Annotated in this window: 17 protein-coding genes; 11 read left to right on the top strand and 6 right to left on the bottom strand. The window is 70.9% G+C overall.

The genetic code is table 11. From position 1 onward, the window contains the following. Window positions 1-49 precede the first annotated feature (49 nt). The 6 genes from ACN6LM_RS16665 to ACN6LM_RS16640 form a co-directional block, all read right to left on the bottom strand. Complete coding sequence (locus ACN6LM_RS16665) at window positions 50-517, bottom strand: hypothetical protein (protein WP_445066141.1); 468 nt, start codon at window positions 515-517, stop codon at window positions 50-52. 19 nt (window positions 518-536) lie between these two features. Further along, complete coding sequence (locus tag ACN6LM_RS16660) at window positions 537-776, bottom strand: hypothetical protein (protein ID WP_445066140.1); 240 nt, start codon at window positions 774-776, stop codon at window positions 537-539. Between the two features lie 139 nt (window positions 777-915). Further along, the gene (locus ACN6LM_RS16655; protein WP_445066139.1) at window positions 916-1,116 is read right to left on the bottom strand and encodes a hypothetical protein; all 201 of its coding nucleotides are present in this window, start codon (window positions 1,114-1,116) and stop codon (window positions 916-918) included. A gap of 13 nt (window positions 1,117-1,129) precedes the next feature. Further along, on the bottom strand, window positions 1,130-1,714 hold the full coding sequence (locus ACN6LM_RS16650) for an ArsR/SmtB family transcription factor (RefSeq protein ID WP_445066138.1): 585 nt from the start codon (window positions 1,712-1,714) through the stop codon (window positions 1,130-1,132). 604 nt (window positions 1,715-2,318) lie between these two features. Next, window positions 2,319-2,891, bottom strand: coding sequence for a phosphatase domain-containing putative toxin (locus ACN6LM_RS16645; RefSeq protein ID WP_445066137.1), 573 nt, complete (start codon window positions 2,889-2,891; stop codon window positions 2,319-2,321). Continuing rightward, window positions 2,888-3,502, bottom strand: coding sequence for an MBL fold metallo-hydrolase (locus tag ACN6LM_RS16640; RefSeq protein ID WP_445066136.1), 615 nt, complete (start codon window positions 3,500-3,502; stop codon window positions 2,888-2,890). Before ACN6LM_RS16640 ends, ACN6LM_RS16645 begins: the two co-directional genes overlap by 4 nt. A 228-nt stretch (window positions 3,503-3,730) precedes the next feature. On the opposite strand from ACN6LM_RS16640, the gene ACN6LM_RS16635 reads away from it, so the two are divergent. The 11 genes from ACN6LM_RS16635 (at window position 3,731) to ACN6LM_RS16585 (ending at window position 17,194) form a co-directional block, all read left to right on the top strand. Further along, window positions 3,731-3,871 carry a hypothetical protein gene (locus ACN6LM_RS16635; protein ID WP_445066135.1) on the top strand — a complete coding sequence of 47 codons (141 nt, stop codon included), beginning with the start codon at window positions 3,731-3,733 and terminating at the stop codon, window positions 3,869-3,871. A gap of 113 nt (window positions 3,872-3,984) precedes the next feature. After that, a complete protein-coding gene (locus ACN6LM_RS16630; protein WP_445066134.1) occupies window positions 3,985-6,294 on the top strand; it encodes a putative PEP-binding protein in 2,310 nt (769 codons plus the stop codon). Further along, window positions 6,291-7,271 carry an ABC transporter ATP-binding protein gene (locus ACN6LM_RS16625; RefSeq protein WP_445066133.1) on the top strand — a complete coding sequence of 327 codons (981 nt, stop codon included), beginning with the start codon at window positions 6,291-6,293 and terminating at the stop codon, window positions 7,269-7,271. The genes ACN6LM_RS16630 and ACN6LM_RS16625 overlap by 4 nt, the downstream gene beginning before the upstream one ends. Window positions 7,272-7,285: 14 nt before the next feature. After that, window positions 7,286-8,035: an ABC transporter permease gene (locus tag ACN6LM_RS16620; RefSeq protein WP_445066132.1), complete on the top strand. Its 750-nt coding sequence runs from the start codon at window positions 7,286-7,288 to the stop codon at window positions 8,033-8,035. Continuing rightward, entirely contained in the window at window positions 8,022-8,846 is an 825-nt protein-coding gene (locus ACN6LM_RS16615) for an ABC transporter permease (protein ID WP_445066131.1), read from the top strand. The genes ACN6LM_RS16620 and ACN6LM_RS16615 overlap by 14 nt, the downstream gene beginning before the upstream one ends. Window positions 8,847-8,893: 47 nt before the next feature. After that, window positions 8,894-10,834, top strand: coding sequence for a RiPP maturation radical SAM C-methyltransferase (locus tag ACN6LM_RS16610; protein ID WP_445066130.1), 1,941 nt, complete (start codon window positions 8,894-8,896; stop codon window positions 10,832-10,834). 34 nt (window positions 10,835-10,868) lie between these two features. Further along, a complete protein-coding gene (locus ACN6LM_RS16605) occupies window positions 10,869-11,960 on the top strand; it encodes a hypothetical protein (protein ID WP_445066129.1) in 1,092 nt (363 codons plus the stop codon). Next, window positions 11,957-14,173, top strand: a complete 2,217-nt coding sequence (locus tag ACN6LM_RS16600; protein ID WP_445066128.1) for a peptidylprolyl isomerase — start codon at window positions 11,957-11,959, stop codon at window positions 14,171-14,173. Before ACN6LM_RS16605 ends, ACN6LM_RS16600 begins: the two co-directional genes overlap by 4 nt. A gap of 243 nt (window positions 14,174-14,416) precedes the next feature. Next, complete coding sequence (gene pcaDC / locus ACN6LM_RS16595) at window positions 14,417-15,694, top strand: bifunctional 3-oxoadipate enol-lactonase/4-carboxymuconolactone decarboxylase PcaDC (protein WP_445066127.1); 1,278 nt, start codon at window positions 14,417-14,419, stop codon at window positions 15,692-15,694. A gap of 12 nt (window positions 15,695-15,706) precedes the next feature. Beyond that, complete coding sequence (locus ACN6LM_RS16590; RefSeq protein WP_445066126.1) at window positions 15,707-16,366, top strand: MBL fold metallo-hydrolase; 660 nt, start codon at window positions 15,707-15,709, stop codon at window positions 16,364-16,366. Window positions 16,367-16,414: 48 nt separating this feature from the next. Further along, window positions 16,415-17,194 carry an exodeoxyribonuclease III gene (locus ACN6LM_RS16585; RefSeq protein WP_445066125.1) on the top strand — a complete coding sequence of 260 codons (780 nt, stop codon included), beginning with the start codon at window positions 16,415-16,417 and terminating at the stop codon, window positions 17,192-17,194. The last annotated feature ends 9 nt before the right edge of the window (window positions 17,195-17,203 follow it).

Here is a 17,203-nt window from a genome sequence, read left to right as displayed (position 1 = left end):
TCGCCCCTGAGGGCCCGGATACGGCCACCACCGCCCGGCGGCCGGACGGTCAGACGGCCCCGGCGGCGATCCAGGCGTCCAGCTGTTCGCGGGTGGTCGCGGGGTCCGCGATCAGCCCGGCGAGTGCGTCGTCGGCGTGATGGCGGGTCGAGACCGCCGGGCAGCGCCGGCACGCCTCGACACCGCTCTGCGTCCACCACTGGCACTTCGTCCGCAGATGGCAGCGCGGTACGGCCGCCTCGACCGCTCTCGGCGCGGCGGCGACCACCCGCTCCACGAGGGCGCAGTCGTCGCCCCGCCGGTTGGCGCAGCCGCTGACGCAGTGCGAGGCGAACCGCAGGATGCGCCGGGGATCGATGCCCTCGGGCACGTCGCCCAGCACCTGGGAGGCGGGCACCGGGTCGGCCAGATAGGCGACCCGGCCCTCCGGTCCGGACCGCACACCCAGGACGACCGCCTCGGGCGCGTGCGCGTCACCACTGGGACACCAGCTCGTCGGGGACTTGTCCTCGTCCACGGTCCTCGGTCCCTCCGCGTCAGCAGGCGGCGCGGGAGGCCGCGCTGTTCTGGGTGATGTAGCCGGTCGGGTTGATGTCCAGGGCGGCACCGGACTCCTGCTCGGCGGCCTGCTGGATGCCCGCCTTCAGCTGTTCCAGCGAGGTGACGCGCTCGACGGGGGCGGCGGTGGCCGTGGCCGATCCCGCCACCAGGACACCGGCGGCGACGAGGGCCACGGCGGCGGTGGCGGCCGCCGTCCGGGACGAGTTCTTCTTCATGGGGACTCCCTTGGTGCGGACATGGTCCGGCCGCTCGGACGCGGCCGCTCACCTGTGCGGCACGCTAGGGGCCGGACCGCGCGCCGGGAGGCAGTCGCTGCGGCGGTCGACCGGCAGACGCCGGGCCCGGCGACGCGGCCTACCCCCGGGAAAGGGCCACCGCGGCCCGCGGGTAGGGGGAGGAGGTCAGGCGGAGGCCGACCTCGATCAGGGTCCAGCCGAGACGGGTGCGCAGAGCGCGGGGGGCCCGGGCGGCCGCGGCGAGGCGGTGCTGGTCGGCCTCGGCGTGGAGTTCGGCGGTGCGGACGTGGTGCAGGGCGAGGTGGGTGTGGGGATGCATCGGTGGTTCTCCTTTACTCGGTGGTGAGGGGGAACGCATGGGTGTGCAGGCGTACGCGGGCGCTGTCGCCCTCGGCCTCGTCGGTGACCCGGCCGCGGTACTCGTCGATGAGCGCGTGCATCTTCCCGATGAGCTCACCGGCGAGCTCGGGCGTCAGCCGCAGGGTCGCGCTGCTCATGTCCCAGGTGCGCTGCCACTCCTCGGGCCAGGCGGTGCGGTCGCCGAGCCAGGTCGACAGGTCCCGGGCCTGGGTGTGCGCGACCTCGTGCAGATACATCTCGGCGGCCCCGCGCACCTCCGGGCTGGAGTGGTTGAGCAGGGAGTCGTCGAAGGTCAGCCCCTGGCTGGCCGCCTGCCACCAGCGCTCCCGTCCCTTGCCGTGCTCGGGGGCGTCCTTGATGAAGCCGTGCGCCGCCAGCTGCCGCAGGTGGTAGCTGGTCGCGCCGCTCGACTCACCCAGTTTCGCGGCGAGTTGGGATGCGGTGGCCGGTCCGTCGAAGCGCAGCGCGTCCAGCAGCCGCATGCGCAGCGGATGGGCGATCCCGCGCAGCGAGCGGGCGTCGAGCGTGCGGACCTGTACGCCGGGCTGTTCTTCCATGGCTCCAAGGTAGCCATGCAAAGACTCTGTTGCAACCCTTTCTTTGCAACTACTTCTTTGCAGCGTTTTCTTTGTACTGCGCCGAGAACCCGCCCATGGGCGCCGTCCTGGTACGTGAGAGGGCCGAGGGCGTGAGTGAGACACCACCGAACACCCTGCAATACCGCTTCGACGGCCCCGAGGACGCGCCGGTCCTGGTGATCGGGCCCTCACTCGGCACCACCTGGCACAGGTTGTAGAGACCGTCCGTGGGCGTCCAGGTCAGTCCAAGGTGAGCGCGTAATGCCAGGTCAGGGGCACTCGGTCCGGAGGATTCGACGCAGTCGGCGATAGTCGCGTGAGAGCGGCGTGCGACGAGACGCCCCGCAGGTGCGCCTTGGCTGAGCGAGGCGGCCACCAAGCGCCACCGCCGCGAAGTGGCGCACCATCCACTCGGGGGCCGAGGCCCTACGCGTGGCGTGGACTGCACTGTCATGCGGTTCAGCTGCCACAACGGGAATCCCGCCTTCTCCATCGGCAGGGACGCCCATCAAGCCGGCCTGCTGCCTCGTCACCTGCGGGAGCGGATCGAGCCGCTGCTGCCGAAGAAGGAACGGCGGTTCCGCTACCCCGGCCGCCGGCCGAGCCCTGGCGGTGCGCAAGGTGGCCGTGGCCTTCGACGCTGCCCGCCGGCGGAGACGATGCGGTGGAACTCCAGCGTCCACGCGCGCTGCTCCTCGGTGTCGGGTACCCCTGTCCCCCTGGCCCGTTCCATGGCCGCCCAGGCGGCCTCGGGAGCGATGTCCAGGAGGATCATCAGGGAGACCGCGATCAGGGATGATCGCCCGATGGCGCAGCGGCAGTGTGCCACGACATGGGCGCCGGCCCGCAGCTCCGCGGCGAGTTCCCGCAGCGCCGGCAGCACGAGGGGGATCGACGGGACCGTGAAGTCGGGGATGGGCAGGGCGACGAATCGCAGCCCGGCGGCCTCGGCCAGACGGGCCTCGTCGGTGAGCCCTAGTTCGGCGCGCTCGGCGTCGGGGAGGGCGCAGACGAGGATGCCGACGCCGGCGCCGCGCAGGGCCTTCATGTCGGTGGCCAGGAACTCGTGACCGCGAGGCTGGGCCATGGTGCTCAGGCGCCCCGGCCCGCGCGGACCGGCGACAGTGAACAGGACGGGGACGGACGGTTCGGTCATCGGGCGGACGCGGCCGGCGGAAGCCAGCGGTAGCAGTCGCCGCACTCATCGGCGAGCCAGCCGTTGATGCTGCTCAGGCCCCGCTCGTTGATCTGCCCGTCGTGGATGCCGTAGGCCCGATCCGGCTGGACGGCGCGGACGAAGTCGATGGCCTCGTCCGTCTTCATCCACGAACCTTGCAGGGGAACCAGCAGGGTTTCCACCGGTCGGTCGGGACGGTGCAGGGAGTCGCCGGGGTGGTAGAGGCGGCCCTCGACGAGGTAGCCGAGGTTGGCGCAGTTCGGGAGGTCGCCGTAGATGCGCGCGTGCCGCCCGCCCTGGGCGGTCACCCGGAAGCCTGCCGCGGCGAACTCCTCGTCAGGGACGACGCCGATGAAGTCCAGGCCCGCAATCCGCGCCGACTCGGGGGCGTATACGGGCACGCCGAGACCCTTCAGCCGCAATACGTCGACGTGATCGTTGTGCTCGTGCGTCACCAGGACCGCGTCCGCGCCGGAGAGCGCCTCTGCCTCGCTCCAGACGCCGGGATCGATGACCAGCGTGCCACCGTCGTCGTGTTCCAACCGGACACAGGAATGGGTGTACTTGGTGATCCGCACCCACGTGAGCATAGTCCGGAGGCTTTGCGGATTCCCGCAGCGGATGGCCGGAAGGCGTCGGCCGGGCGGATGCCGGGGTGTTCCTGGAACGTTCCTGGGGTGTCTCCGGGGCGGGCCCGGGCCAGCGGTGACAACCAGGCGGCGTCTCGTGGAGCCCGTGAAGTCGATATCTCGTCAACTTTGCCGTGTACAACGAGAGTTCACCTTGTGGTCATAAGTGCTCGCTGTTAGCGTCGGGCCATGGACATAACAAACTCGAACGTCGAGGAGCTCGCCGACCTGGCTGAGCTGGAGTTCTCTCCGATCACCCCGGAGGATGCCGCTGACCTGGACGACCGTGTGTACCTGCTCGGTGTCCGTCCGGAGTTCGTGAACCGGTAAGGCCGCTCGTCCACCCGCCCCCGGCTGGTGCCGGGGCCTGTTGTCACCAGAGGTTCACGACCGGAAACGGTACGGGGCCTCAGCCCTTGGGGATGGGGATTCAGTACGTGGTCATGGATCGTCCGCCGGTCGTTTCTCCTGCTGATTCAGTGCTGTGGCTGCCGGTCGATGCCGCTGACGACACCATTCGTGAGGCGATCGTCGCGCTCGATCCCGGCTGTCGCCTCGGGAGTGCGAAGTGCCCCGTCTTCCTGACAGCATGGCTTCCCTGCCGGAAGGAAAGCTGTCTGTCGTTTCTCGGTCTGAACCCTGCCAGCCACCAGTGGCTGGCAGGGTTCGCCGGTGACGGCTTCGCCGCCGCGCGCCGGGACGAGCTGACTGCCGCGCTGGCTGTCATGGACCCTGGTGCCGTTCTGCCGGACCACCCGATCGAACAAGTGAGCGTCCTGGTGCGCGCGTTGACCAGGACCGAGACCGGTCCGGCCCGGTTCGGGCTCGGGCGACAGCCGCTGTGGTGCGGCCCCGACGGCGGCAGCGGCCTCGCCTGCTCCTGCGATCCGTCGACTGGCCGGTCCGGCGTGACCGGCTCCTTTCTCGTCGGCGGATCCGGAGCCCGACTACTGTCAGAGGGCGGCGCGGATCTCGCCGAACTGATCGACACGCAGCCCTGGGGCCCGCAGATACGGGAGGCGGTCCACGCCGCCGAGGCCGAACTCGACTGGCCGGTGAGGGTGGAGTTCCTCGTCGAGGAGGGCAGGCCCCACATCATCACAAAGACCCGGGCGTCCTTGCGCGGTGCCGCTCTCCTGCACGCCGTGGCCAGCCGGTACGAACGCGGCCGACTGACCCCCGCACAGGCGGTGGCGCTGGTGGAGCCGCGGGATGTCGAACAGGCGCGTGCTGGAACGGCGCAATCCCTCGATCTGCCCGTGGCGGCGCGTGGCCTCGGCGTGTCGCCCGGTATCGCCTCCGGCGCCGTCGTCTTCAGCGCCACCGACGCCGTCGCCGCGCAGGCGAACGGCGGACAGCCGGTGCTGGTCCTCACCGAGTCGAGGCCGGAGGATCTACCGGGTCTGCTGGCCGCGACGGCCGTCGTCACCGAGCGGGGCGGACAGACGTCGCACGCCGCGGTCGTGGCACGCGGACTGGGACTGCCGGCCGTCACCGCCCTCGTCGACGGCGTCCTGGACCCCGACGCCAAGGTCCTGCGCACCACGCACGGCGCCACCGTCCGCGCCGGTGACCTGGTCACGGTGGACGGCCACGCCGGAGTGCTCCACCTCGGCGACCGCACGGGGCCCACCGGCGAACGGCAGGTCGCTCGGGAGCTGCCGGGCTGGCTGGACGAGGCGCTGACGAGACTGCCCCGCATCGCCGTGCGGGTGAACGCCGACACCGGCGCGGACGCCGTCGCCGGGCGGGCGCTGGGCGCCGACGGAGTGGGACTGTGCCGACTCGAGCACATGTTCCTCGGCGAGCGCCATCAGATGCTCCAACGGGTCCTGATGGCCCGGCCCGGCCCCGACCTGACGGAGGACCTCGCCACCGTGCACGCCCTCCTGAGAGCGGAGATCACGGACGTACTTGCCGCGATGGACGGACGGCCTGTCACCATCCGTCTGCTCGACCCCCCGCGCCACGAGTTCCTCCCCGACCTGACCGAACTCACCCTGACCACGGCGGCGACGGACGCCCCCGCCGACCGGGACCGCCTCGACATAACCCGCCGCCTGCACGAGCACAACCCCATGCTGGGAGTGCGCGGCGTGCGGATGGGAGTGCTGCTCCCGGCGCTGACGGCCGTACAGATCAAGGCGCTGGTGGAAGCGACCCTCGCGCTGCGCCGCGCCGGCCGGGACCCGCGGCCCGAACTCCTGGTCCCCATGGTCAGCGCACCGGCGGAACTGGTCTTCGTCCGGGACATGCTCGACGAGGTCTGCGCCCACCTGGGAACCTCCCCGGCTCGGGCGGGCATCTCGCTGGGCGCGATGATCGAGACCCCGCGGGCCGCACTGCTGGCCGGGTCGATCGCCCGCCATGCGGACTCGCTGTCCCTGGGCACCAACGACCTGACCGCACTTGTCTGGGGCCTCTCCCGCGACGACGCCGAACAGCACCTGCTGCCCGCCTACCAGGACGTGGGTCTCCTCACCGAATCCCCCTTCGCCCGGCTGGATGTCGAGGCGGTCGGGGCCCTGGCCCGCCAGGTCGCCGCCGAGGCACGGGCCGTACGACCCGACATCACGCTCGGCGTCTGCGGCGAGCAGGCGGCCGATGAGGCGGCTGTGCGGTTCTTCGCCGAGGCGGGCTTCGACCACGTCTCGTGCTCGGCGCCCCGGGTCCCGCTGGCCAGACTCGCCGCCGCGCGGTCCGCCCTCCTGCAAGGAGCGGCGGACGTTCACCCGACGGGGACGGGACGTTGAGCGCGCCGGCGATCGTCGTGGAACGGCTGGGCCGTACCTTCGTCGACCGCGGACGCGAACTCGTGGCCCTGCGCGACGTCAGCTTCCAGGTCGGGGCCGGCGAGATCGTGGGTCTGCTGGGCAGCAACGGCGCGGGCAAGACCACCCTCACCAAGATCCTCGCCACACTGCTGCTGCCCACGACCGGTGGCGCCCGGATCTTCGGCCACGACGTCACCCGCGATCTGCGAGAGGTGCGCCGTATGACCGGCGTCGTGCTGGGCGGCGACCGTGGCCTCTACAGCAAGCTGAACGGCCGCGACAACCTGCGGTTCTTCGCCATGCTCGCCGGCGTGGGCCGGCGCGGCCTGAGCGCGAAGCTGGACGCCGCGCTGGAGGAGGTCGGCCTGGTCGGCGCGGCGGGCCGCGCGGTGGAGACGTATTCCAAGGGCATGCGCCAGCGCCTCCACATCGCCATCGGCATGATCGCAGAGCCGCGCGTCCTGCTTCTCGACGAACCGACGGTGGGCCTCGACCCCCTAGAGGCCGAACGGCTGCGCGACACAGTCGCGCGCCTGCGCGACACGGGAGTATCGGTCCTCCTCACGAGCCACTATCTGCTCGACATCGAACGCCTTGCCAGCCGGGTGATCATCCTCGCGGACGGCACCTTGGCGGCGGACCTGCCAGTCGAGGAGTTCGCCCGGCAGGCCGGCTACACCGCCACGGTGACCGTGCGCGGCACCGGCAGTCCGCCCGACGGCGGCGCCCTGTCGTCCCCCGAAATCGCTGTCGGCGGCGTCGAGGTGGCCGATGGGTCGTGGACCCTCCGGCTGCACGTCCGCGACTGGAGTGTCGGCTCGTTCGGCCTGCTGGAACAGGCGTTGGCGCACGTCAGCGTGGTGGACGTGCGCATCGACCCGGTGCGGCTCGAGGACGTCTACTCGCACGTGGCCGCGCGCCTGGCAGAGGGCCGCCGAGTCGGTGAAGTGAGGTGAGGGGCGCCGCGTGGATGTTCCTGACCGCGCTCCGCATGGAGCAGCGGGCCATGCAACGAAATCCGCTGCTGCTGGTCAACTCCGGGATGCTGCCCGCGGTGTTCCTGGTCATCGCGGTGGAGACCGGCCGCCCCGGCTCCGACGGCGCGGCCGAACTCGTCGTGGCCGTCATGCTCACCGCGCTGTGGGGCTCCACCGTGTGGATGAGCGGAGGAGTCCTGCGCCGCGAGCGCACCTTCGGCACCCTGGCCCGCTGTGTCTCCGGAGTCTGGTCGCCCTACCTGGTGCTGCTCGGCAAGAGTCTGGGCGCCACCCTCACCAGCGTCGGTGCGATCCTCGTCAGCACCGGCGTCACCGCGACGGCACTTGGGCTGCCGCTGAGCCTGTCGCACCCGGCGTGGGCCGTCGTGTCGCTCGTGGTGCTGGTGTGCTCGGGCACCGCTCTGGGGACGCTGGTGTCCTGCCTCTTCCTGGTAACCCGCAATGGGCTGGTGTGGTCCCATGCGCTGATGTACCCGGTCTTCGCCCTGGGCGGACTGCTCATCCCCACCGATGCGCTGCCCGAGTGGCTGCGCTGGGCGCCCGAACTGCTCAGCCTGCACTGGATCAAGGACTGCCTGGTCGACGCGAGCACCGGGGGCGTCACGCTTGCCCCGCTGGGCATCGCGACGGTGTTGACCCTCGCCTACTTCTGCGCCGCGGGTTTCGCCTACCGTCGGTCCGTCGAGAGGTCCAGGAAGGAGGGGACGCTTGACCTCGCATGACATTGCCCCGTCGCACGCCGTGGCCCCCGCCCGCGCCTCACTGGCCTGGCGGTCGGTCGAGGCGGCCCGCATGGGCTGGCTGGAGTACCGGGTGCTCCAGACGCCCGCCGGCCTGCTCGGCGCGACCCTGCCGCGCGGCATCCTGCAGATCCTGTTCTTCACCGCGCTCGCGGGCGTCCTCGCGGGCCCCGAGCATCGCGAGTACGCCTTCGCCGGATCGCTGGTGCTGGCGCTGAGCAGCACCAACGTCAACGGCGTGGTCGCCGTGCCCGTCCTGGACAAGCAGTACGCCACCTTCGCGCGGGTCCGCACCGGCGCGCTGTCGCCCACCGTCACTCAGATCGCTCGGGTGCTGCCGTATCCCGTCGTGGGCTGGGGCCTCCTCGTCGTCCAGGGCGCGATCGCGGCGCCCCTGCTCGGCATGACGGACTTCGCCATGCGGCTGTTGCCCTGGGCATGGGTGTACGCGTTGATCGCGTTCACACTCAGCGTGCTGGGGCTCGCCGGGGCGACGATGACGGTCGGCAAACGGGCCGACGTGGTGGCCCCCAACGTCCTGTCCTATCTGGTCATGCTGTGCAGCGGCGCGATCATCCCGCCCGGCCGGGTGGGGTGGGTGGACGCTATCGGCCAGGTGCTGCCGGCCCGGCACGGCCTGGACGCCGTCCGCGCGGGGGTGGAGGGCAGGCCGGTCCTCGGCGACCTGGGCCTGGAAATCGCCGCCGGTCTCGGATTCACCGTCCTTGCCGCCCTGTCGATCCTCCTCCAGGCCCGGCGCGCGAGCAGACACGGCCACGACGACTTCGAGTGACCGAGGTACCCAGACCCGGACCCAGACCCAGACCTGAGGGGAAACCGATGAGCCTCATCCGCCTGCCCCTGGCCGTGCGGACCGAAGCGGAGGCCGTGCGGACCGACGCGGACCACACGGCGTCCGCTGCACCGCCTGCCAAGGCTCTGCGAGTTGCCCTGGTCAACATGCCGTGGGCGCGCATCCATGCGCCCTCCATCCAGTGCGGACTATTGCAGGCGATCACCCGCGAGGCCGGGCACGAGTGCGACAGCCACTACCTCAACATAGAGTTCGCCTCCTTCTTCGGCGGCAAGGCATACGACACCATCGCCAACATCGCCTCGGAACGGCTGCACCTGATGGGGGAGTGGCTCTTCTCCTATGCCGCCTTCGGCGAAGTGACCCCGGACGAGGACTACTTCGCCGCATACCCGGAAGTGAAGTCCATCTGGGACGAGCTCACCGGGAAAGGTCTCGAGGACCTGGTGCAGATGCGCCGCGAGACGCTGCCGGACTGGATCGCCACATGCGCGGCCGAACCGGTGTGGGGAGAGTACGACGTCATCGGGTTCACCTCCACGTTCATGCAGAACACGGCGTCCCTCGCACTGGGCAGGAAGATCAAGGAACTCCACCCTGGCGTGACCCTGGTCTACGGGGGAGCCAACTTCGACGGGGAGATGGGCGCCGAGTACGCGAGAAAGCTGCCCTGGCTCGATTACGTGGTGGCCGGCGAGGGTGACATCGTGTTCCCCGCACTGCTGAGGAACGTCGCCGACGGCACGGACACCCCGATCACCGGCGTCCTGCGCCAAACCACGACGCACGCACCGCAGACCGCCGACGCGCAGCGCCCGCAGGCCCTCGACGACCTCCCCACTCCGGACTACCGGGACTACTTCGCCTGGCTGGAGCGCTTCGACCGAGCACGACTGCTCGGCCGGGAGCCCGTACGACTCCCGGTCGAGTTCTCCCGGGGGTGCTGGTGGGGCCAGAAACACCACTGCACCTTCTGCGGCCTCAACGCGCTCGGCATGGCGTACCGATCCAAGTCCGGCGAGCGCGCGTTCAGCGAACTCAGCGCGCTGCTGCGCGACTACCCGGCGGTGCACGTCGACACCGTCGACAACATCCTGGACATGGGGTACTTCTCGTCGCTCTGCACGCTGCTGGCCCAGGAGCACTGGGACGTGAACCTCTTCTTCGAAGTGAAGGCCAATCTCGGCCGGGAGCAGCTCGCGACCCTGAGAAGCGCCGGGATCCTCCGCATCCAGCCCGGCATCGAAAGCCTCAGCACCCATGTGCTGCGCCTGATGCGCAAGGGCGCGAGCAAGCTGATCAACATCCGGCTCCTGAAATGGGCTGCCTACTACGGGATCGACGTGGCCTGGAACATCCTGGCGGGGTTCCCGGGGGAGACCGAGGAGGACTACACCGAGCAGCTGCGCCTATTCCCGCTTCTGCACCATCTGCAGCCGCCCGGGGGCTGCGGAAGGATCTGGCTGGAACGCTTCAGCCCCTATTTCACCGACCCGTCCTTCGCCATCGACAAGATCCGGCCCCGGGCCAGCTACGGCCATGTCTACCCGGCCTCCCTGGACCCCGAGAAGATCGCGTACTTCTTCGACTACGAGGCGTCTGGCACCGTGTCCCACGAGACGGTCGCGGCGCTGAACGCCGCCGTCTCCACATGGCAGACCCGCTTCGCCGAGTCCAAGCCCAGCCTCGTACACCAGCGACTGCCCGGGAAGCTGACGCTGATCGACCGCAGGACCGACCGGCCCAGACGGGCTGTCCTCGCGGGCTGGAAGGCGGAAGCCTACGAAGCCTGCGCGGACGCGCCCCGTTCAGCGGCGGCGATCACCCGCATGCTGGCGGCACAGGACGTGGCGGTCTCCGGGGACGAGGTGACGGCCTTCCTCGAACAGTGCTGTCGCGCCGGCGTGATGGTGTCGGATGACAGCAAGTACCTCGGGCTCGCACTGCCGGAGAACCCCGGCTGGTAGCCGACGTGGCCCCGTGCCAGAGAGGGATGAGCGCATGACAGCAGTCGCATCGGCCCAGGACCGGATGCGTCTGGGCAGGAGCATCGCGTCCCGCCTGGCCGCGGCGACACACGCGGACTCCGCTTTACTCGCCGGGAGTTCGGCAGTCGGGCTTGGCAGTACCACCAGCGACATCGACGTGTATCTGGTCGGCGCCCCGGCGGGAGAGAAACGGCAGCAGATGTTCGCCGCCGACATCCGTATCGACGTACAGCATCTCTCCCAGGAGACCCTGGAGTCGCTCGTCGACCGAGTCCTCGGCACGGGACCGCGCTCGGGCCCGGCGGGGGAGACGCTGTCGGATCGTGAGATCGCGCTGGCCGTCCGGCTGCGCACCGGTCACATCGTGACCGACTCCGGGATGCTGGCCGCGCTGCGTGAACGGCTCGACGAGCATCCTCTGCAGCTCGCCCGACTGGTCATGAACAACTGGATGCTCGCCGCGTTCTTCGCGGCCGAGGACTGCCTCGGACTGCGCCAGTCAGACGACCCCTCAGACCTGGACGCGGCCGCGCTCGCCGGTCGGCGCGCCCTCGTGTGCGCGGGGAAGGCGCTGGCCGCGGCGGGCGGGGACCTCTACTTCGGCGAGAAATGGGTGTGGCGGCAACTCGCCCGCAGCGGTCCCGACGGGTTCCCCTTCCCGGAGTTCCAACGGCTGTTGCGGGACGACCCCCTGGCCGTCGACCCCGGTGAGGGCCTGGCCGCGCTGACGTCGTTCGCCCAGACGTGCCTGATCGCCACGGCCACCCTCGGCTGGCAGGGCGTCGACGTCTCCCGCTGGCCCGCCTGGTCGGCGGGGAGGGGTCCGCTGCGCAGGTCTCCACCGTTTCTCCCGCGCGCCTACGACGCCATGGTCACGCTGGTCCAGCCCGCCGGCCAGCACTTCCGCCTGTCGCCCGATGCGGCGCTGGTCTGGGGCCTGAGTGATGGGCGTTCCGCGCAGACTGTAACCGAGCACGCGCTGCGCCTGTCGAAGGCGGCGCCCGCGTTCGCCGCACTGACCGACGCGCGGTGCCGGCGCCTCACGACCGAACTGCAGGAAGCGGGTCTGCTGATCGAGACGGGTGGACGGCGGGGAGCGACATGAAGTTCCGTCAGAAACGCAACACCACTCTCGACCTCGCCCTCGCACTGCAGCGCGAGCTGATCGGCCGCACCGGCTCCTGGGAGCCCAACTTCCTGCCCCGGCCGGTCACCCCGGAGACGGAGCTGTTCCTCGACGGACTGCGGTCATGGGCGCGGACCGTCGGCTCCGGCCTGCCCGCGTTCCTGGCCGCCGCCCACCGGCCTGAGGACCTCATCGCCCTCGTCGACGACGACCGCCTCCGTCCCGGAACGGAACTCGTCGCCACCGCGCTCACCGCCGCGGCGCCGACCCTCGCCGAGGCGCTCCCACCATTCGAGAGGATCCGCAAGCAGGCGACTGCCGAGATCACCGACTTCCTCCGGCCCGAGCGATACCTGGCTCCCCTCTGCGCGGCGCTGGGCACCGACGAGACCGAGCGGACGCTGGACCTCCACCTCGTGCCGCTCGCGCCCGCCCCGCCGGCCACGGGCTTCCTGGTCGACGCAGGCAGGGCCACGGGCCTCTACGTCGACTGTCGCCGCCTCCGTGGATCGACGCTCGCGGACGCTGTGCTGACCATGCTGGGCTGGGCGCAGCTGAAGTCCGGGGCCGTCCCCGACCGCCACCTGTCCGCCGAGCTGGTCCGACGCCTGCCCGGCAGCCTGCCTTACCAGCGCCGGCTGCGGGTCCTCCTCACCAAAGTCCTCGTGGAGATGACCGCCGGTCATCTGGTCCGCGCGGTGGATCCTGCCCACCGTACGTGTGCCGACGTGCTCGGCACCAAGTGGCGCTACGCCCGCCTGTATGCCGTAGCCGAGCGGCACTGGCACCGATATCTCGACGGTGACATCGAGCGCGCTGAAGCTCTGACCCTGATCGCCACGGACCTCGCCGCACACAGCCCGCGGTGGTTCGTCGACTCCGTCGACCCCTCCTCACTCGCCGCCGACTTCTACCTGCTGGAATGGCTGGCCGCAGCTGGCGACCGCACGGCGAGAGCACGGCTGTTCCGCTGGCTGCCCCAGCTGTGCGCCGAACTGGCGGGGCACCTGGACAACGTCATCGGCAACGAGCTCGGACACTACGAACGAGCCAGAACGCACCACCACCCGCCGGAGCTGGCGGACTTCATCACGCAGCTCAACCAGGGTGACAGCCGTGTCACATGGCCACGGCTGCGCCGTGAGAGGGGTCACGGCCGGGCGCTTCAGCTCGCGACGGAGGCGTTCGCCGGTCCGGGCGTCGAGTTCGGCGGAGAAGCGTGGGCACCTGTCGCCGCCATGGTGCGGCGCTACGTCCGACACGAGTTGCCCGACCGTGTCTTCGTCGACCAGTGCTTCACTCTGGAGCACAACAACGGCTCGCTCTTTGACAAATACCACGACACAACGACCATGCGAGAGGTGCTGGACGCCCAAGCGGCGACCGATCTCGACACTTTGCTGACCCACGCCTCGGCCGAAGTCCGGGAATTGTGGCAGGCGCAGCGCCTCGACCGGGTGGAGGGCCATCCGATCTGGCTCGGGTCGCGCCCCGCCGCCCCGACCGAGGCTCGTACCGACCCTTCGCGGGGATGGAGCGCGGCCGGCCCGCACGCGAACGCGCCGGGTGCGGTCGGATGCGGTGACCGCAGCGACCGGGGCGCGTTCGACCCCCTGACCGACTCACTGCTCGACTCCCCGGTACGGATTCGCCGGACACCTGCCCGCCGTCCCTTCTCCTCCTCCCTGCGGACCTACCGAACCCTTGCCGCGGTCCTGCACACCGAACTCGGCGACATCAACCTCGAACTGAACCCCGACGAAGCCCCCTATACAGCGGACAACTTCGTGGGCCTGGCCACCGGAGGCCGCACCTGGACCGATCCTCTGACCGGGGCCAGCGGAGAGGGCGGCTTCTACGACGGCACTGTCTTCCACCGCCGTGTGCCGGGCTTCGTCGTTCAGGGCGGAGATCGGCTGGGCACGGGGCAAGGCAGCGCCGGATACCGGATACCGGACGAGATCCATCCGAACCGTTCATTCGAGCAGCCGTTCCAACTGGCCATGGCGAATCTGGGCCGGGACAGCACCGGCTCCCAGTTCTTCATCACCCTCGCTTCGGCGCCCCATCTGAACGGGCAGTACACGATCTTCGGAGAGGTGGCGGACGCCCGGTCGAAGGACGCGGTCGGCGCCATCGCCTCGTCACCGACTGCTGTCCGGCTCAACCGCGTGACGATCTTGGCAACCTGAAAGCGTCCAAAGGTTGTCCCGTAACCGGTCTTGGGGTTGGTAGGACGCAGGGCGTCGACGTGGACCAGGCGCGAGCGCGACCAGCAGGGCACGCTGCGTCAAGGCCGCCCGTGCACCCTGAGAGGCTCGTCGTCAACCGATGAGGGCGTCGGCAGTACTCGACGAGCCGAGCCCCGGAGGCATCGGGCCGGCCGGCTTCCCCCGGCTGTGTGAGATTTTGTGAGACGTGAGAGGGTGCGGGGCGTGAGTGATACACCGCCGAACACCCTGCAATACCGCTTTGACGGGCCGGAAGACGCCCCGGTCCTGGTCATCGGCCCCTCACTGGGTACCACATGGCACATGTGGGACCGCCAGATACCCGAGCTCACCCGGCACTGGAGAGTCTTCCGGTACGACCTCCCCGGGCACGGCGGCGCCCCCGCCCGGCCCGCGACCGCAGTGGCGGACCTCGGTGACCGGCTGCTCGCGACGCTCGACGGGGTCGGGGTCCAGCGGTTCGGGTACGTGGGGTGCTCCATCGGCGGGGCGATCGGCGCCGACCTGGCGCTGCGGCACCCGCACCGGGTGGCCGCGCTCGCACTGGTGGCGTCCTCGCCCCGCTTCGGCAGCGCGGACGAGTTCCGGCAGCGCGGCGTCATCGTCCGTACGAACGGGCTGGAGCCCATGGCGCGCACCGCGCCCGAGCGCTGGTTCACGCCCGCCTTCGCCGCCGCGCAGCCCGCCATCGTGGAGTGGGCCGTCCAGATGGTGCGGACCACCGACCCGGGGTGCTACATCGCCGCCTGCGAGGCCCTGGCCGCGTTCGACGTCCGTACGGAACTGAGCCGCATCCCCGTCCCCACCCTCGTCGTGGTCGGGGCGGAGGACCGGGTGACCGGGCCCGGCGATGCGCGCACCCTGGTCGCGGGAATACCGGACGCCCGGCTCGCGCTGGTGCCCGGCGCCTCGCACCTGGCGCCCGTCGAGCAGCCCGGGGCGGTCACCGATCTCCTGCTCACCCACTTCTCCACCGCCTGGCAGGACACCCAGGCGGCCATCCCGATGCCCGACTCCGTGCCCCGGCTCACCGCCCCCGTCCAGCCCGTCGCGGAGATCGCCCCCGCCGGGCCGGCCCCCGAGGCGGCGGCCGGCGGGCGCCCCGACCCGTACGCGCCGGGCATGCGGCTGCGGCGCGAGGTGCTGGGCGACGCGCAGGTGGACGGGGTCCTCGCCGCCGCCGACGATTTCACCGGGGACTTCCAGGAGCTGGTCACCCGGTACGCCTGGGGCGAGGTGTGGAGCCGGGAAGGGCTGGACCGGCGCACCCGGTCAGCCGTCACCCTCACCGCGCTCGTCGCCTCCGGGCGGATGGAGAGCCTGGCCGCGCACACCAGGGCGGCCCTCCGCAACGGCCTCACGCCCACCGAGATCCGCGAGGTGCTGATGCAGACGGCCGTGTACTGCGGGATTCCTGCCGCGAGCGCCGCCTTCACGATCGCGCAGTCGGTGATTCGGGCGGAAACGACGCCACCCGCGTAGCAGGATGGAGACATGAGCAGCCACACCGAGAACGCCGCGCCGACCCTGACCAAGCAGTCGCACTCCTGCATCCGCCTGGAGAAGGACGGGCGCACGCTCGTCATCGACCCCGGCGGTTTCTCGGAGGGCGACGCGGCGATCGGCGCCGAGGCGATCCTCGTGACGCACGAGCACCCCGACCACTTCGACGAGGGACGGATCCGGGCCGGTCTCGAAGCCGACCCGGCGGCCCGGGTCTGGACCCTGCGCAGCGTCGCCGAGCGGCTGAGCGCGGCCTTCCCGGGGCGCGTCCACACGGTCGGCCACGGCGACACCTTCTCGGCCGCCGGCTTCGACATCGAGGTGCACGGAGAGCTGCACGCGGTGATCCACCCGGACATCCCGCGCGTCACCAACATCGGCTTCCTGGCCGACGGTCAGGTCTTCCACCCCGGCGACGCCCTGACGGTACCCGGCCGGGCCGTCGACACGCTGCTGCTGCCGGTGATGGCCCCGTGGAACAAGATCTCCGAGGTCATCGACTACGTGCGCGAGGTGAAGCCGCGCCGCGCCATCGACATCCACGACGCGCTCCTCACCGACCTGGCCCGGCCGATCTACGACCGGCAGATCGGCGAGCTGGGCGGCTCCGACCACGGCCGGATGACGCCGGGCGACTCGACGGGCCTGTGACGGCCGCCGCCCCGGCGGCTGTCAGTGGCAGGCGTTAGGTTTACGTACATGCGCATCGCCACCTGGAACGTCAACTCGATCACCGCCCGCCTGCCGAGGCTGCTGGCCTGGCTGGAGAGCAGCGGCACCGACGTGCTGTGCCTCCAGGAGACCAAGTGCACCGCCGAGCAGTTCCCCGCCGACGCCCTCCGCGAGGCGGGCTACGAGTCCGCGGTCAACGCCAACGGGCGGTGGAACGGGGTCGCGCTGATCTCCCGCGCCGGCCTCTCCGACATCGTGCTCGGGCTGCCCGACGGGCCGGCCTACGAGTCCGCGCAGGAGCCCCGCGCGATCAGCGCGACGTGCGGCCCGGTGCGCCTCTGGTCGGTCTACGTGCCCAACGGCCGTGAGGTCGCCCATGAGCACTACGCGTACAAGCTGCGCTGGCTGGAGGTGCTGCGCGAGGCGGTGGCCGCCGACGCCGCCGGTGCGGCCCCCTTCGCCGTGCTGGGCGACTTCAACGTGGCCCCGACCGACGAGGACGTCTGGGACCCGGCGCTCTTCGAGGGGGCCACGCATGTCACGCCCGCCGAGCGCGAAGCCCTGGCCGCCCTCCGCGCCGAGGGCCTGTCCGACGTGATGCCCCGCCCGCTGAAGTACGACCGCCCGTACACCTTCTGGGACTACCGCGAGCTGCGCTTCCCGAAGAACAAGGGCATGCGCATCGACCTCGTCTACGGCAACACCCCCTTCACCGCCGCCGTGAAGGACAGCTACGTGGACCGCGAGGAGCGCAAGGGCAAGGGCGCCTCCGACCACGCCCCGGTGGTCGTGGACCTCGACCTCTGAGCCGGGGCG

It is taken from the genome of Streptomyces sp. SAS_281, from assembly GCF_052542855.1.
Note: the sequence above shows the minus strand (reverse complement) of the source record. Positions and strands in the feature narration are given on the sequence as shown.

Coding starts and splice junctions, on each gene's coding strand:
- ACN6LM_RS16660 (WP_445066140.1), bottom strand. CDS start 776: ATGAAGAAGAACTCGTCCCGGACGGCGGCCGCCACCGCCGCCGTGGCC.
- ACN6LM_RS16630 (WP_445066134.1), top strand. CDS start 3,985: ATGGATCGTCCGCCGGTCGTTTCTCCTGCTGATTCAGTGCTGTGGCTG.
- ACN6LM_RS16655 (WP_445066139.1), bottom strand. CDS start 1,116: ATGCATCCCCACACCCACCTCGCCCTGCACCACGTCCGCACCGCCGAA.
- ACN6LM_RS16585 (WP_445066125.1), top strand. CDS start 16,415: ATGCGCATCGCCACCTGGAACGTCAACTCGATCACCGCCCGCCTGCCG.
- ACN6LM_RS16605 (WP_445066129.1), top strand. CDS start 10,869: ATGACAGCAGTCGCATCGGCCCAGGACCGGATGCGTCTGGGCAGGAGC.
- ACN6LM_RS16635 (WP_445066135.1), top strand. CDS start 3,731: ATGGACATAACAAACTCGAACGTCGAGGAGCTCGCCGACCTGGCTGAG.
- ACN6LM_RS16640 (WP_445066136.1), bottom strand. CDS start 3,502: ATGCTCACGTGGGTGCGGATCACCAAGTACACCCATTCCTGTGTCCGG.
- ACN6LM_RS16610 (WP_445066130.1), top strand. CDS start 8,894: ATGAGCCTCATCCGCCTGCCCCTGGCCGTGCGGACCGAAGCGGAGGCC.
- ACN6LM_RS16650 (WP_445066138.1), bottom strand. CDS start 1,714: ATGGAAGAACAGCCCGGCGTACAGGTCCGCACGCTCGACGCCCGCTCG.
- ACN6LM_RS16600 (WP_445066128.1), top strand. CDS start 11,957: ATGAAGTTCCGTCAGAAACGCAACACCACTCTCGACCTCGCCCTCGCA.
- ACN6LM_RS16645 (WP_445066137.1), bottom strand. CDS start 2,891: ATGACCGAACCGTCCGTCCCCGTCCTGTTCACTGTCGCCGGTCCGCGC.
- ACN6LM_RS16590 (WP_445066126.1), top strand. CDS start 15,707: ATGAGCAGCCACACCGAGAACGCCGCGCCGACCCTGACCAAGCAGTCG.
- ACN6LM_RS16620 (WP_445066132.1), top strand. CDS start 7,286: ATGTTCCTGACCGCGCTCCGCATGGAGCAGCGGGCCATGCAACGAAAT.